The sequence below is a fragment of the Verrucomicrobiia bacterium genome (genome assembly GCA_035629175.1).
In the GTDB taxonomy this organism is placed as follows: Bacteria; Verrucomicrobiota; Verrucomicrobiia; order Limisphaerales; family DASXHY01; genus DASXHY01.
The window spans coordinates 1-15,545 of sequence record DASPIL010000060.1 but is presented as its reverse complement, the minus strand read 5'-3'; the positions used below and the strand labels follow the sequence as shown (position 1 = coordinate 15,545).

8 protein-coding genes are annotated in these 15,545 nt (G+C 57.6%); 3 read left to right on the top strand and 5 right to left on the bottom strand.

All coding sequences use genetic code 11. The annotated features are described in order from the left end of the window. Positions 1 to 21: 21 nt before the first annotated feature. On the bottom strand, positions 22 to 3,057 hold the full coding sequence (locus VEH04_09915) for a beta-L-arabinofuranosidase domain-containing protein (protein ID HYG23087.1): 3,036 nt from the start codon (positions 3,055 to 3,057) through the stop codon (positions 22 to 24). Between the two features lie 598 nt (positions 3,058 to 3,655). Between VEH04_09915 and VEH04_09910 the strand changes: the two genes are divergently transcribed. The 3 genes from VEH04_09910 (at position 3,656) to VEH04_09900 (ending at position 9,419) form a co-directional block, all read left to right on the top strand. Continuing rightward, a complete protein-coding gene (locus VEH04_09910) occupies positions 3,656 to 7,408 on the top strand; it encodes a hypothetical protein (GenBank protein ID HYG23086.1) in 3,753 nt (1,250 codons plus the stop codon). Positions 7,409 to 7,478: 70 nt separating this feature from the next. Then, entirely contained in the window at positions 7,479 to 8,297 is an 819-nt protein-coding gene (locus tag VEH04_09905) for a prepilin-type N-terminal cleavage/methylation domain-containing protein (protein ID HYG23085.1), read from the top strand. A 222-nt stretch (positions 8,298 to 8,519) separates the two neighbouring features. After that, positions 8,520 to 9,419, top strand: coding sequence for an AraC family transcriptional regulator (locus VEH04_09900; protein ID HYG23084.1), 900 nt, complete (start codon positions 8,520 to 8,522; stop codon positions 9,417 to 9,419). Positions 9,420 to 9,473: 54 nt separating this feature from the next. Here the strand turns inward: VEH04_09900 and VEH04_09895 are convergent, their stop codons facing one another. From VEH04_09895 to sppA, 4 genes are all read right to left on the bottom strand, one after another. Continuing rightward, a complete protein-coding gene (locus tag VEH04_09895; GenBank protein HYG23083.1) occupies positions 9,474 to 11,351 on the bottom strand; it encodes a matrixin family metalloprotease in 1,878 nt (625 codons plus the stop codon). Between the two features lie 466 nt (positions 11,352 to 11,817). Beyond that, a complete protein-coding gene (locus VEH04_09890; protein ID HYG23082.1) occupies positions 11,818 to 12,627 on the bottom strand; it encodes a sigma-70 family RNA polymerase sigma factor in 810 nt (269 codons plus the stop codon). Positions 12,628 to 13,077: 450 nt separating this feature from the next. Next, complete coding sequence (locus VEH04_09885; GenBank protein HYG23081.1) at positions 13,078 to 13,767, bottom strand: zinc metallopeptidase; 690 nt, start codon at positions 13,765 to 13,767, stop codon at positions 13,078 to 13,080. A 246-nt stretch (positions 13,768 to 14,013) separates the two neighbouring features. Next, the gene (gene sppA, locus VEH04_09880; GenBank protein HYG23080.1) at positions 14,014 to 15,168 is read right to left on the bottom strand and encodes a signal peptide peptidase SppA; all 1,155 of its coding nucleotides are present in this window, start codon (positions 15,166 to 15,168) and stop codon (positions 14,014 to 14,016) included. Between the last annotated feature and the right edge of the window lie 377 nt (positions 15,169 to 15,545).

Genomic DNA, 15,545 nt, shown 5'->3' with positions numbered 1-15,545 from the left:
AGCCTGCGGTTTGCCGGCTGCCTACTGGAGCGTCACGTCGAAGTAAACGGAATGCCGATCGTAGGTTTCAAAGAACGGTTTCAACTTCGCATCACCGATCGTAAAACGAAGTGAGGCGGGATCACCCTTGATCGATTCAGAAAGATCACTGCCGTTCAATGTCACAGGCTGCCACGTTGTGCGCGCGTCCGGCTCCTCAGCCGCCAGCAGAACAGGGCCGAAAAAGACGCTCGCGATGTTTGGCTGATCCATGAGCCGCTCAAGCCGGAACCCAAACGGCATCCTGATTTCCACAGTGTCGTTGCTCTTCCAGGTGCGTTGCAGCGAAAGATAGGTGCCGGGTGTCCCGGAAATGGATTGCTGCTCACCATTGATTTTCACGTGGAAACCTTTTGCCGCCCACATCGGAACTCGCAGGCGCAGGTCAAAAGCGCCTTCCCCATTCACCACGATCCGAACCGAATCTTCGTAAGGAAAATCCGTCCGTTGCCGAACCGTGACGCTGCGCTCGGACCACGTGAGTGTCGAAGGCACGTAGAGGTTCACATAGAGGGCGTCATTGTTCGCGCTGCGGAAGTAGATGGAATCCTGCAGCTTCGTGCTGCTTTCGATCGCCGTGCCGTTGCAGCACGTGTAGCCGCTCATGTTTCCATTCCCGAATTGTTTGCGGGCGCCCGGGTTCAACGGCACGTGATAGGTGTTGCCGGAATTGTTCTCGGCGACGGATGCCAGAATATGGTTGTAGAGGGCCTGCTCGTAATAATCCATGTACCGCGCCTCTGGATCGAACTGGAAAAGGTAGCGACTCAGCTTCAGCAGGTTGTACGTTGCGCAGGTCTCGTTCTGCCCGCCGTTTGCGAACCCGTTCGCGAACAATGTGTCAGGATGGGCGGTGAAGCATTCCGCGTTGTTCGGATTCTTTGCGCCAGCGACTCCGCCGATGCTGTACATATAACTGTGCCGCGTGATGTCCCAGAAGTTCTCTGCAACTCGATAATACTTTGGATCATTTGAGCCGCGATACGTCTCAAGCGCGCCGGTGATCTGCGGAATGTGCTGGTTGGCGTGCTTGCCGCGAATCGTGTCGACATTGAACGCGAGGCCGTGGGTGAAGTTTGAATCTCCGAAGAAGAAATTGATGTTATCAAACAGACGCGCGCCTTCCAGGAATCGGGCATCGTTCGTGAGCCGATTCAGCCGCGCCATGACTTCGTTCATGCCGCCGTACTCACCCGCGATGTAGCGGTTCCACATGCTGATCCGTGTCGCGGCCGGCAGCTGGCTCAGGCGCGCATGAACCCACAGCCCCATGTTCCTTGCGATCTGCAATGCCTTCTCATTGCCGCCGACTTCATAGCAGTCGAGCAGCCCCGCCAGGATTTTATGCAGTGTGTAATAGGGCGCCCAGATTTGCGTGTTGCGCGTTCCGTAGGTTGCGCCTTGTTCCAGCATGATGAATTGGTCCGGCGGATACGCGCTGATGAACCCCTTGCCCCAATTCCAGTAATCAGTGCGAATGCCGTTGGTGCTCAGGTCGGAATTGTAATTCGTGTTTCCGGGCCCGAACGGAACTGCCGTGGGATCGGCGACGGCAGCCGCACCTGCGTTTGTCGGCATTCCGGAACGGCTCGAAAGATCATGGAGGGTATCGATCAGGTAATTCATCTTGCGAACGAAGTTCGACTGCAGCGCGGGGTCGTAGCCTGAGCTCGCGCAGGCCTGCGCAATGGCGGTCAGGTAATGGCCCGTGGCATGACCGCGCAAACGGGTCGTCTGGCTGTCCCACCCGCGCAAGGCCTGTGCGCCGTCCGGCTGCGGCTGGCCGAATGCGTCGCGGAACATGTAGAGATAACGGTCGGGATTCGATTCCGCCAGGCCCTGCATGAACTTGTTCCGATTCTTCATGAACTGCGTTTCACGTTGTTGCTCGTCGCGTTCAAGCGTGACGCGGTTCAACGGAAACGTCTCAAGCACTCGCGCCGGTGCCGGGGCGGCGGACCCGCGTTTGACGGTCACTTTCGCCACAGGCTTGAATGCGGTGCCCGCCACGATGCCAGTGATGGAGTAGCTGCCAGGCTGAAGCACCTGCACGTTGTTCGAGGGCGATGGCCAGATGACGCGCACCATGAGACCTGTTGTTTGATTCGCATCAGCCGCTGGAACAGTGAAGGGAAGCTTTGGCAGGTGCCCGACAGTCGTTTCGGCAGTCACATCCGACACGCTCGTGATGCCGGCCATGAACGCTTTTGCTCCGCTCGTTGAAGATCCTGAGATGGACGCGCTCGTGCTGCCGCTCGCTCCTGACAGTTTGTTGGAATAGATCGTGGCGACCTGCTGATCAGTGAGCGCGATGCTGTAGATGCGCACATCGTGCAAACGCGCATCGAGGTGGGGATCGCTGTCGAACTGCGACCTGCCAATATACAAATGATTTTCCGAACCTGTTTCGCTCAACACCTGCGCCATGTTCAAATTGACGTTGCTCGATTGCGCAACGCGCCTGCCATTGACATAGGTGTTCAGCCTCTTCTGTGCAGCATCGAGCGTTACGGCGATGTGAATCCATTGATTTGTCGAAAGGCGCGGTGCGGCCGGCCCTTGTTCCGATTCCCAGCCTTCCGAGGTAATGCGCGCTCGAAATCCGTCGTCGGGTCCGGCTCCAACGGGCGTGCAAAAGAAATAGTGTGTGGTGTCCTGTCCGAAATCGAAGAAGCGTTGCCACGGGTCGGCAGAACGCAAGAACAGCCAGCCCGTGACGCTCAGGCTCTCGTGATCATCAAGAAGATCGCCCGGCAAATTCACATGGCTCGTTCCATTTAGTGACAAGACCCTGCCAAACCGGGGATCATCGGTGAATGCGTTCGTTGCACCATTCAGCGTTGCATGGTGGCTGTTGCGGGAAAGGTCCTGGGGGCTTCCGTTGAACAAATAGCGTGCGACGAGAGCAGTTTCGCCAATTCCGTCGAGGAACTGATCACCATCGCCCTGTGCGTGGGCGGGCGGGCGGTGCGCGTGGATGAGAACGAGCGAACTGACGACGAGGAGGATTTTTTTCATGGGTCGCGATGTTGCTGTGCGCTGGCGAAATGAGGATCGATTGCACAGCAGCGTTGAAGTGCCGGCGAGGGATCCAGATCGTTAATAAGCCGGGAAGGCGGCTGCATTCAATGCATTTCCGTACGCAGGATGAATTGCGATAGGTGGCGGTGCATTTGGGATATGCCGCCTCGATGGCGCTGGCTTCGCGGCGATTGAAAGAAAGGCCCGATGCTTCTCACTGACTGCCTTGGATATCGTTCGCAGTCGATTGCAGAGATCCAGTTGAAGCGTATCGGAAGCTGCAGCGCCCTCGCTTCGAATCGCTTGTTCAGCGTTGGGTGATGCGGCCAGTTTGGTTGCGCGGGTTTCGAACGGCGCTGGATGCAACGAATCAGTTTCCAGCGTGGATTTGCAATATGGGGCTGTGGATTTGGGTTATGTGCTCTGTTGAACTTCTTGATTAGCGTCACAACGTGCCCAAAACGAAAAGCAGACTGACGACGTCTGTTGCCCTTTACGGGAAAGAAGGGAATTCGACTTTGCACGGCTGTCTGCGTCCTGCGCATCGGCTCATTTCCTGTTCGGATCGGAAAACCCCCAAACCCCAAACCGTTCTATGATAAACCTCGTTGGAAAAATCACAGCGTCATTGCTGGCTGCATCTGCTGTAGGCCTTACGGCTCACGCGGCGACGCTGAACAACACTTTTGATGTTCCGTTCGATTATGTTGGGAACGGAATCATCGGCGAATCCAATTGGGATGGATTATATATGCGCCTCGGCGACATTCCGGGAGCAGTTGCGGCGGGCGACGGGTCTGGAAACACGCTGATCGCGAACACGACTGAGTTCGGCGGCGGTTTCTTTTCCGTTCGCTCGTCAGGTACTTCATGGTCCGGCGGCGACAATGACGGATTCTTCGCCTACAAGCTGGTTGATGGCGATTTTGACATGTCCGTGGAAAACGTTCCCTTTACGATTTCTGGCGGGACGAGCTACGACAACCAGGCGTTTCACTTCGCCGGACTGATGGTTCGCGCTTATCATACAAACAACTCGGGCGCCCCCTTCAGCACCACTTCGACTAACGCCGTGGAAAACTCCGTGCGGCTCTGGCGCTTTAACGAGTTCAATATCGATTCCCAAATCCGCATCTCCACAAACGGTGCAAACCAGGAATTGAATGTCCCAGGAAGCAACACCGAAATCACAAGCTCCCGATTCTTCCGAATCACCCGCGTCGGAAACACATTTACCTTCTACGTGAAGACCAACTCGGTTGATGCGTGGAGTCAGGTGACGAATGGGTTGATTGGTGGAACGCTCACGCGCAGTGATTGGAATGGCCTTCCGCTTCAGGTGGGCATTGCCTCGGCATCGTTCAACGCGGCAGCGCGCGACGCCATGTTCGATAACTTCGAACTGAGCGGTCCAAACATCAGCTTTCCCACACAACCTTCCGCGCCTTCAAACCTCACCACGACCGGAACAAACGTGAACGGAGCGCTCACGTTCTCATGGACTAAGGGCAATCCGGCGAACAACAGCCTGGTGCTGGTTCGGCAGGGCGGCGTGATACAGCACAATCCGATTAATGGCCGCACCTACGAGGCGAATTCAGCATTCGCCACTGCGGGCACCCTCGTTGGCGGATCACAAACCTATGCAGTTTACAATGGCGCTGGATCGAGCGTTACGGTTTCAAACCTGGGCGCCAATAATCGCAACTACACTGTCGCTGTATATGAGTATAGCGGAACGGGATCGTCCACGGTTTACAACACGACCAGTCCTGCAACGAATGTGTTTGCCGGACCCGGCGTGATCACAGGCGCTTCCCTCCGCGTCGCGCAGCGCGATATCCCGGCCGGCGGTGCAACGTCCGTTCGTTTGATCGCCAGCTTCAGCACTGGAGAAACCAGTGATCAAACTGTCGACACCGCCTGGATATCCGACGATTTGGCAGTGGCTGAAGCCATTGGAGGGGTCGTTAGCGGCATTTCGGTTGGCAATGCCAACATCACTGGCACCTTTGGAAGTTTCGTCCTTAGCACCAACATCCTTGTGCACGCTCCTGTCCTGACAGAGAACTTCTCGTCCACCAACGACTTCAAGTTGAATGGCGCCGTCGGGACAATCTGGGATGGCCAATACTTAAGTTTCGGCGATGTGCCTGGAGCGGTTCCGGGCGGCGATGGCCCGGGCACAGGCCTGCAAATGGATTCGCAGATCACCAGCACAAACGGACTGTTTGTTTCATCCGCCCAATCCACATGGCAGGGCACAGCCAATGATGGTCCCTTCCTGTTCAAGATCGTTCCGGGGACCCGCAACGGATTGTCCGGAGATTTCCAGGCGATCGTTGAAATCAACACGATGAACACGCTCGCAACGAGCGCCGTTGGCATCATGGCCCGCCTCTACAATCCGACCACGGGTGGCCCGGCGCCAGGCACCAGCGAGAATCATGTGAATTATTGGAAGATTCAGAACGGAACCACTTCCGTCCGCCGTACGCAGACCGGAGGCAACACGACCTTCGTGGCGGCCGGCCCTGCTGCGGCGAATACGATGCTCCTTGTTCAACGCGTCCAGTCCACAAACTTCTATTTCTACGAGAAGACGGCGGCCGCGACTCAATGGACGTATGTGACCAACATCGTCCTCGCCACCGCGACCAATGATGCTCCAATGCAGGTTGGAATCGCGCAGCAAACACAGTCAGGCGTGACGGGCACAGCGGTAGTCCGCTCCTTCACCCTCGATGCAGCCGACGTTGTCAGCGGGTCGCCTTCCCCTGCTGCGGCTAGCGACCTGGAGATTACGCTGAACCAGAATCTCTCGATGACTTTGGATTGGGTGGCGGCTGATGGCAGCGGCAACCCTGTTCCAAGCATCGTGGTGATGCGCGCCAGCGCTCCGGTCTCGGTGCAGCCGAGCTTAGGGCAGCCGATCGTAGCGAACGCTTCATTCGGCACTCCTGCGACCGGCCTCGGCAGCGGCAACTTCGTGGTGTTTGCTTCTAGCTCGCCCGCGTCGACCAACAATACAGTGACCGTCACCGGGCTCACGCCTGGCGTGACCTATTACGCTGCAGTTTACACATTTGCCGGTTCGGGAAGCACGGCGACCTATGGGCCGGGCATTTCCAGCAGCCTGCCAGCGGGCTTCCTGCAGCAAATCCAGGCGACGCTCGCCGGCGGCATTCCGCTGGGAGGCATCGGCCAGTTGAGCGTGCTTGCCAGTTATAACGGCGTTCCTGTCAATGTCAGTGCTACTGCCGCAGTCAGCTCTGGCGACACAAACATCATCAAAGTACTCAACGGAGTTCTCACAGGCGTCGCTCTCGGCTCAGCGCCAATCACAACTGTGTTCAGCGGCATGACCAACGTGACGCAAATCACGGTTCGCGCACCGGCGTTCGTGGACAGCTTCGAAACCTCGAGGGATTACCTTGTGGCAGGCGTGGCTGGCTCCGGGTGGGATGGATTGTATAGTCCTGCCGAAGGCAACAATCCAATTCCGGGCTCGCTCTACGAACCGCTTGCAGGATCCGGAACCACAGTGGCCGACGCAAATATTACAACCAACGGCGCCTTAACGATTACTTCGGCGGGCGACGGCTGGGAAAACGGAAATGTCGGAGGATTCTTCCTCTACAAGTTCGTGCCAGGTGATTTCCAAGCGGCGGTCAAGATCGAGACCTTTGACGCGACTGCCTTCAATCAACCAGGCTTGCTGGCCCGCGGATATGCTGTCAGCAATTCAATCCTCGGACTGCCGATGGGTTACGCAGTGACGAACGCGGATGGTACGAACACTGCCGGAGAATACTGGGTATCGCTCACGCGTTTCGATGAGTTTGGCATTGGCACCTATGCCCGCCGAAACATCGACAACGCAGTGTCCCAGAACACGCAGCCCGACGCCAACGACACCAACTTCTGGATGCTGATTATCCGGTCTCAGGGAACTAACTTCACGTTCTACAAGCGCTTGAACGAGACGGATGCCTGGCGCCGTGTTCCAAACAACACAGCCTACAGCTTGCTGCAATTTGCCGGACGGCCGATGCAGGTCGGCGTGATGGCCGGACCTTGGACAGGCACTGGTGGGGTGCAACGGCAGGTTCAGTTTGGCAGCTTTATGCTGGATTATTCGAGCGGTGCTGCGCTTGGGGTCAGTGTGTCAGGCGGCATGGTTACGTTGAGCTGGGGTGCAGATCCGAACCTTGTGCTGGAGGCGACCGACAGCCTGACGTCGCCGAACTGGCAGACCGTTTTGGGAACGCCGACGTTGGGTCTCGACGGTTACAGCCTGACGGTCGCGATTTCCGGCGACATGCGGTTCTTCCGGCTGCGGCGTTAGCTCAGCGGAAACCGGTTTAGAATCGGGGGGCCGGTGCAGGCCGGCTCCCCTTACAAAGAAAGCGAAAGCTATGTTGAACGAACGAGAGAATGCATTCGACGGAACCAGCCGATCTGCCCGGCAGGTTGATCGGCGGCGGGCGGGCGGCTTTACGCTCATTGAATTGCTGGTGGTTATCGCAATTATCGCCATCCTCGCAGCCATGCTCCTGCCTGCGCTTTCAAAAGCGAAGGACAAGGCGAAGCGAACGCAGTGCATGAACAATCTGCGGCAGATGAGCATAGCCATGCTGGGATATGCGTTCGACAACAATGATAAATTCCCGTCAGGGGCCGGTGGTTTTTGGATCTGGGATCTGCCCAGATCTGCAGCCGACGCGATGCTGGCTGCCAACCAAAACTTCCTGAAGGTCGCTTTTTGTCCCGGTACGGCCACGCGTTTCAATGACCAGGACAACCTGGCCCTTTGGAACCTAACGGGTGGTTACCGCGCCGTGGGCTATGCGCTGACCCTTCCTGGGACGCCCGCACTCAACCCAACCAACCATAATCGGCGCGTGACACCAGAACCCATAAAGTTCGGACCGATCACGCTCCCCCCGCAGCCGCCAACCGACAGGGTATTTATCGCTGATGCAACTATCTCCCGGAACACCGAAAATGACACGGCGAAGAAGTATTCAGGGGGGTACCACTACGATGACATCGACACAGGCAGTTTTGCCAAGCGACATTTGACTCCGCACATGAAGGGGAGAGTTCCTTTGGGAGGAAACTTAGCGATGCTGGATGGCCACATCGAATGGCGGAAATTTGAATTGATGGTTGTCCGGGGCAGTGGAGTTCTTTTTCCGGCGGCCAACCAAAGTTGCCCAACCTTCTGGTGGTAGCCGTTTCCAATAAAATCCAGGCCGCGCCCGAAGAGGCGCGGCCTTTTTATTTTAACATCAAACGCATTCGAGCACTCCGATTGCAGCCCTGCTCAGATTCAGTAACCGAACATGCACCCCACCAAAACATGTCGTCTGTTACCCTTACCCTCGTCACGTCTGGCTGCGTATCCTCATTCCAATAGCCAAACCAGAGAGCCCTCCGTATGATCGGCGCGATTTATGATTCAAACGGGTGAGTTGACCGATATCACCGTTCACAGCTCGCGCACCCGCATGCGGGGCGTTCGCGCCGCCAATGTCGAATCCCGGCCGTGGATCGATGACTTCCCCGTCTGCCAGACCTTGAATCAGTATCAAATGATTCATATTGGCATCCAGGAATCGGCTCCCCCGACGAAGATCGTCAGAACCAAGCAGACAACCACCTATTTCCTCGCGTGCATCGGTGGAAAGGGAAGGGTGCTGATTGACGGACGCTGGCGCGTTTGTGAAGAGGGTTTCGCCTGCCTTCTACCGGCGCACACGCTGAATGCCTTCGAGACCATGCCCACCGGGAAGTGGGAATTCTGCTGGGTCTGTTATCAACGTCCCACAGAACAGCGCCCGATCGCAGGTGTCACAACGCCGGTCATGGCCAAGTACGACCCGCTCCCGCTTCGCTCCGCTATTCTCGGCCTGATGTATGAATGCAACGGGCCGGCGCAGCCAACTTTGATCCAGGAATGGACCGACCTTGTTCACGCTTACGTGTTGCGGTTTGCCCAGCCGTCGGATCAGCCGGATCAACTACGGCTCCTCTGGGAACGTGTGGCTCACAATCTTTCGGATGAATGGAGCCTGGGCCGCCTTGCCAAGGAGGCCGGCTACAGCAACGAACACCTGCGACGTCTCTGCCGCCGGCAGTTGGGAAGAAGCCCGATGCACCAGGTGACCTATCTGCGAATGCGGCGCGCGGCCGAATTACTTGCCACGACGGAGAAGACCATCGACTCGATCGCCCACGAAATCGGGTATCAAAACCCGTTTGTCTTCTCGAACGCGTTCACCAAGTGGATAGGCTGGCGGCCCTCGGAATATCGTCGCAAGAAATTCAACCCGCCGCCTGCCAAGAAGGGTTGATTGCAGCGCCACGCCTCCGCGACGCGGAACTCCGCCCCGCACCCCGCGAGCCGTCTACGGAATTTTCTCCACGCGGAAAAATAGATGGGGTGATGATGCGGGTGAATTCGATATCACTGCGGTCACGGCGGTTTGCGGCAATGCAGTGAGTTCTTCCGCCGAAGCGTTTGTCGACACAAGCGGTGAAGCTGCCCGGATCCAATCGACGAGGTTCGTTGAGGTCAGACTGTCGTAGGGATCGAAAGGTTTGACTGGCACTTCCAGGACGCCCGCCGAGTTCATCGCAATCCGCAGTGCGGAGCCGGAGGATGTTGGATGCGTAGCCGCCAGATACTCCTGCAGGTTCGTCATGCCATCCCCGTCGGCGTCATCGTTTGCGCGCGACAGGTCGTCGGAACGTGGATCCTCATGACCGAAGAAGTTCAGCATCCAGTAATCGGGCAAACCGTCCGAGGGCTCGTAGCCATCGCCGCGCAGCGAGATGACTCGAATTCGCGCGTAGGGCGAAGCATTCGTGCCATCCGAAAAGCGGACGTAAATGGAATCCCACGATGAACCCCCGGCGGGATTCAGCCGCGCACTGTCATTGTAATAACCATTCGGTGTGTAACGAATGAGCCGGTCTGCAATCGAGAACGATCCGTTCGCGGCGCTCGCTTCGGCAGTTTCCATCGTCAGATCGGTGGGTTGCAGATCGTAACCACGCGCTTCCACTTCATTGATCCCAGGAACTTCAGGCGTGCTCGGCGCCGTGATGACATCGAGCATTCGATGGAACGTGAACGGTGGCGTGTTCGCAGGATAGATCTGCTGGATGATTGGAGGATCATAGGCTCCTAGCGTGGCGCCGCGCCCATCTGCATGCGCGAGGTAATACATCATCGCCTCAAGCAGGAGCGGATCGGCAGTCGGGACTTCACTCGAATGGGCGAGGTTCAGCGCATGGCCGATTTCGTGGCAGAGCACTTCGGTGAACGTTGCAAGATTTTGCATCGTGGAATGGTCGTGCTTCAAAACAACGTAGCCGCGGCCAGTGCGGCGAAATTCAGTATCGTTCACCCGGCCTCCAAGGTTCCATCCGTTGCTCAACGCGCTCGTGGAAGCCGAACGGCCTCCAATCCCGAGCACGCTCGAACCCTCAATTCGGCTGTAGATGTCATGGAGTTGAAGCCGCAGTTTTCCGTCATTGAGGGCGACTGCATCCGCTCCCTGTCCAAAACTTTCGATGCTTTCCAGGGCGAATTTCAAACTGGTTACCGATGCCCATGCGTCGAGTGCCTCGCGCACTGCGTTGGTCGCCTGCTCGAACGTGATTCCTGCCGGGAGAGCGTTTGCATCAATTATGTAAGGGATCGGCTCGCCGCGATCGGGTTGAACGAACCGCGAGTTGACGCCCTGCAGCATGCCCGTGATCGCCTGTGGAACGGGTTGGATCGAGCCCTCCTGGTCCGTGCCGTCGTCGCCCGGCAAAGGTTCGCCGCCAACCTGTTGGCGGACTTCCTGGAGGATTCGATGGGTTGCGGGTGTGCCATTTAACAGGACGGCAGAGGCGGGCCCTTCGGGACAATGCAGGACGCCTGATGCGTTCCGGTTCACGAAGAGAAGATATTCCTGCCCTTGAATCAGCGTCGGCGAAAGGCCGAAAAGTTCATCCTCGCCGGCGACCGCTCCTCCGCGGTGGACAAGTCGCACCACTCGCGGCAGCGTCCCTTTGAAAGTTTCGTCCACACGGACATCGGTTCGTGTGAAGATCAAGCCATTTGATCCGCGATAGCTGGTGGAGCCAAGGATTGTTCCCCGAAACGCGCCGCCGCAATCGCGCAACAGTTCGGCCGGCGTCAACGGAAGAGTGGAGGAGGCATTAGCAGTGACAAGGGCGAGCAGGGTCAGCAGGAACGTTGCGCCCTTGATACGGAGCGAAGCGAATTTCATTGGCCCGTATCATTGCAGGTGTTCGGAAAATTGCAATTCGTGGACGGCCAGAATGACTTTACGGGTCCGGCTAAAAGTGGGTGAGCAAAACTGGTGGATTTAAACTCCCCCTCTGCCGAGCGAAGCCGGAGGAGGGGGGCCGGGGGCGGGATGCAGCCACATACACAGCAGGGGTCTTTTTTTCGTCTTTGCGATCTCTGCCGCCTCCTGTTAAACCCTTTGCGGAGCCGAACTGCACCTGAATCTTTTAACAGGAGCTCGCAGAGGAAGCAGAGGTGCAGGTTCAGAGACGATTTCATTCCCCCTCTCGCCCTGCGGGCGCCTCACGGGGTGAGAGTCAAGCGGTTTACAGATCGCAGTGATTTCACCCTCTTTTAATCACCCCGGATTTTACGCCGGCGTTCCAAAGCACTCGTTTAAGCAGGGACTCGATGGCCGCAGAACCACCACCACAGTGAAAAATGCGCTACTTGGCCTTCGTGGCCTCGAGTTTTTCGATCATCTTTCGAAGCTTCTTCAGCGCGATGTTCTGGATTTGCCGAACCCGTTCGCGAGTCACCCCGAACTTCTCGCCCACTTCCTCAAGAGTCTTTTCAGGTCCGCCATCCAGTCCGAACCGGGCGCGAAGGATCGTTGCCTCCCGCGGGTCCAGGGTCTTGATCATCTCCTGGAGCATGCGGGTTACAGTTTTTTCCTCGAGCTGCTCGTACGGCGTGTCGGCAGCTTCATCCTGCACCACTTCGGCGAAATTGTTCGAATCCTCATCGCCAATCGGAGCATCGAGCGACGCCGGGCGGATCGCAGCGAGCCGCATTTGAGCAACGCGTGAGGCCGAGATGCCGAGCTCGCCGCCCAACTCATCATCCGTCGGCTCGCGCCCGAGTTCCTCCTGCAAGCGCATGGCGGTGCGTCGCATTTTTGAAATCTTATCGACGAGGTGAACGGGCAGGCGAATGGTCTTGGACTGATTCGCCAGCGCGCGCTTGATCGATTGCTTGATCCACCACGAACCGTAGGTGGAAAGCTTGCCGCCTTTTGAAGGATCGAATCGTTCAACGGCTTTCATCAACCCAATGTTTCCTTCGCTGATGAGATCCAGGAGCGGCAGGCCGATGCCTTCGTAGTCGCGGGCGATTTTGACGACGAGGCGCAGGTTCGCCTTGATCATTTGCTCGCGCGCTTTTTTGTCACCTTTCTTGATCCGCGCGGCGAGTTCGATCTCCTCCTGAGGGGTGAGCAATTTCACCTGGCCGATCTCGCGGAGGTAAAGCTTGATGGCAGTGTCGCCGTCGTAGCTGGTGCGTTCCCGCTCAACCGGCCGCGCGGCTTTGCGTTCTGCTTCCTCGGCTGCAATGATCGCGGCCTGGTCCAGTTCCAACGCGTTTTCGTCGGCGGGCGCGGACGTTCCACTGGCCGTCACAACGATCGGGGCGGGCACGGATTCCTGCGGACCAGGGGTTATTTTTGGGCTCGGGGCGGCATGCTGCGGATGCAGACGTGATCCGTTCCGGGCTGGCGCGGGGCGTGGCGGCTTGACCCGCGTCACGCGTCCGTGCGTTCGGCTAGTGCGCTTGGCAACTGGCTTTTGATGTTTGGCTTTTGCGACCATAAGAGCTTGGGATTCCCGGCCTGCTGGGCCGAAAGGTTCGTTTTGCCACCTTCTCCACATTCTGGTTTGGAATTAACAAATGGCACATGTGGCTGGTATGGGGATTGTTGCCCGCCATCAGTTGCGATTGCGCGCGATCAGCAACAAATGCAGCAGTGTCATCACCGCTGAAACCATTGCTGCGACATAAGTCAACGCCGCTGCGCTGAGCACTTTGCTGACGCCGTCACTCTCCCCGCTATGAACGATCCCAAGCTGCAGCAACCTTTCCTTGGCGCGGCGGCTGGCATCAAATTCAACTGGCAAAGTGATGATCTGAAACAATGCGATGACAGAAAAAATGGCGATTGCGGCCCACACAAATTTTGAGAAGTAGGCTCCTCCCACAATAAATCCGAGCAGCAGGATGCCCATCCATGCTTTGCTGGCAAATTGCGTGATCGGCACCATGGCCATGCGAAAATTCAAGGGACCATACGCAGCCTGATGTTGAAGCGCGTGTCCCGCTTCATGCGCCGCGACCCCCACCGCTGCCAGCGAGCGTCCCTGGAAATTCTCCGATGAAAGAAACAGCGCGCGCCGCTGCGGATCGTAATGATCTGTCAGGCGGCCAGGAACCTGTTCGACGGGCACGTTGTAGAGCCCGGCGTTGTCGAGAATTTCACGCGCGGCCTGCGCGCCGCTGAGACCTGAACTTGTCCCCACGCGGATATAGCGGTTGTAAGCGCTTGAGAGTCGCATCTGCGCCCATAGGCCCAGCAGCAATCCCGGCAGCATGAACACAATGTAGAGCGGATCAAAAATCATAACGGCTTTCTAATTCTGTGACACAACTTTGAGTGTGCCTGTTCAATGTCGAAAGCGGGTGTTGTGCCAGTGGCGTATCAGTGCAAAACCTCGCTGTTTATGGGGTTTTGTCGCCACGGCCTGTGTCAATGAGACGCGGGCTGCGCGTCACAGGTTGCGACGATGGCACAACGCGCACGAAAAGCCGCAGTTGCAAACGCAACCGCGGAGTGATGCGAGCAGTGGGGAGGATGCGCTCGGCGGGGGTCAGTGGATCATCGTGGGGGCGATGAAATACAATTGCCCCGCCTGCAGCTTGGGCGGTTCAATTCCAAGATCCACCTTGATCGTGCGGGCTTCACTTTGGCCGAAGATGTTCAACAGATCCGAAAGGCTGTACCGCTGCTGGTATCGAACAATGTTCACGCGCTTGGGGTCATCAATGCCGCCAATGCTCGCCGCCTTGGCAACGGCATCATGGAAGTTGCCGAGCTGGTCGACCAGGCCAAGGTCATACGCTTGCGTTCCGGAAAGCACGCGGCCATCTGCAAAGTCGGCCCAATTGTCCGCCAGCTCTCTGCCTGCGTCCCGATTCGCCTGCTTTGCCTGCTCCCGTCCTTCTGCGACGACCTCCTTGAAGCGTCCGTAGGTGTCGTCAATGAGTTGCTGCACCATTGCGCGTTCTTCGGCTGGAATCTCATGGGGTTCACGATCGCCGCTCAACATGTCCTTGAACTTCCCGCTTTTGTAAACCTGAGGTTGCAGCCCGACGCGGTTCATCAAACCGCGATAATTCCACGTGCTCATGATCACGCCAATGCTGCCCGTAATGGTCAACTCATTGGCAACGATCCAGCGGCATGCCGCGGAAATATAATAGCCCCCCGACGCAGCTAGATTCCCCATCGATGCGACAACCGCCTTGCCAGTTTCGTCCTGGAAATCACCAATAATTCGATAAATCTCATCGGACGCGAGCACCTCGCCGCCGGGTGAATCGACGCGCAGGACGACGGCCTTGACGTTGTCATCCTCCTTGGCGAGTTCGAGTTGCGCCTTGATGAGATCGACCATGGTGAAACCACTCTGATCGAGCGCGCGGCTCGTGATGATTCCATCCAGGTCAATGACGGCAATCTTTGCGGAAGCGCCATTGTCCTCAAGCAGCGTTTCGTCAAGCCGCGGTCCTGCAGTGCGCAAGCCGCCTGTGCCTGCGCCGACGCCGCCCGTCAACTGGCTGAAGTTGAGGAGCATGCTGAAGAGAAGAAACACCAGCAAAACGAGGGCGAGCACCATCCACCCGCGCCCGCGCCGCGGTTGCCGTGCGGCCGCCGCCGGAACGATGACGGGTGGCGGAGTCAAGGGGGGCGGTGGAGGCGGAGGCGGCGTCGCGGAATTCGGGGGAACGTCGTTGCTGTCCATAATGGCCGGAAGCTAATGCAAACGTTCAGCAGCGGCAAGGGAAGGTGGTTTGGTGGAGATTGGGAATCTGAGTGACTGCGATTAAAGCTCGGAGATTAAAGATTGGGGATCGTTGATTGGAATTGCCGATCCATCTTCTCCCTCTCTTCCACTCAGAGTGGAGGAGAGGGCTGGGGAGAGAGGGGTCAAGTCCTGATCTAAATTTGTCACTTCGCGCGGAGCGGAAGTGACCTGACTATCTTGTCCGCGAAGCGGCTCGACGGGGTGGTCGGCGAGTGGGGTAGCGCCGATCGGAGCCGGACCTCGAACGCTCGTTCGCGGCTCCGATCGTGCGCATGGGTCCCACTCGCCGGGCGCCCCGCAAGGGGGGTGCAGGG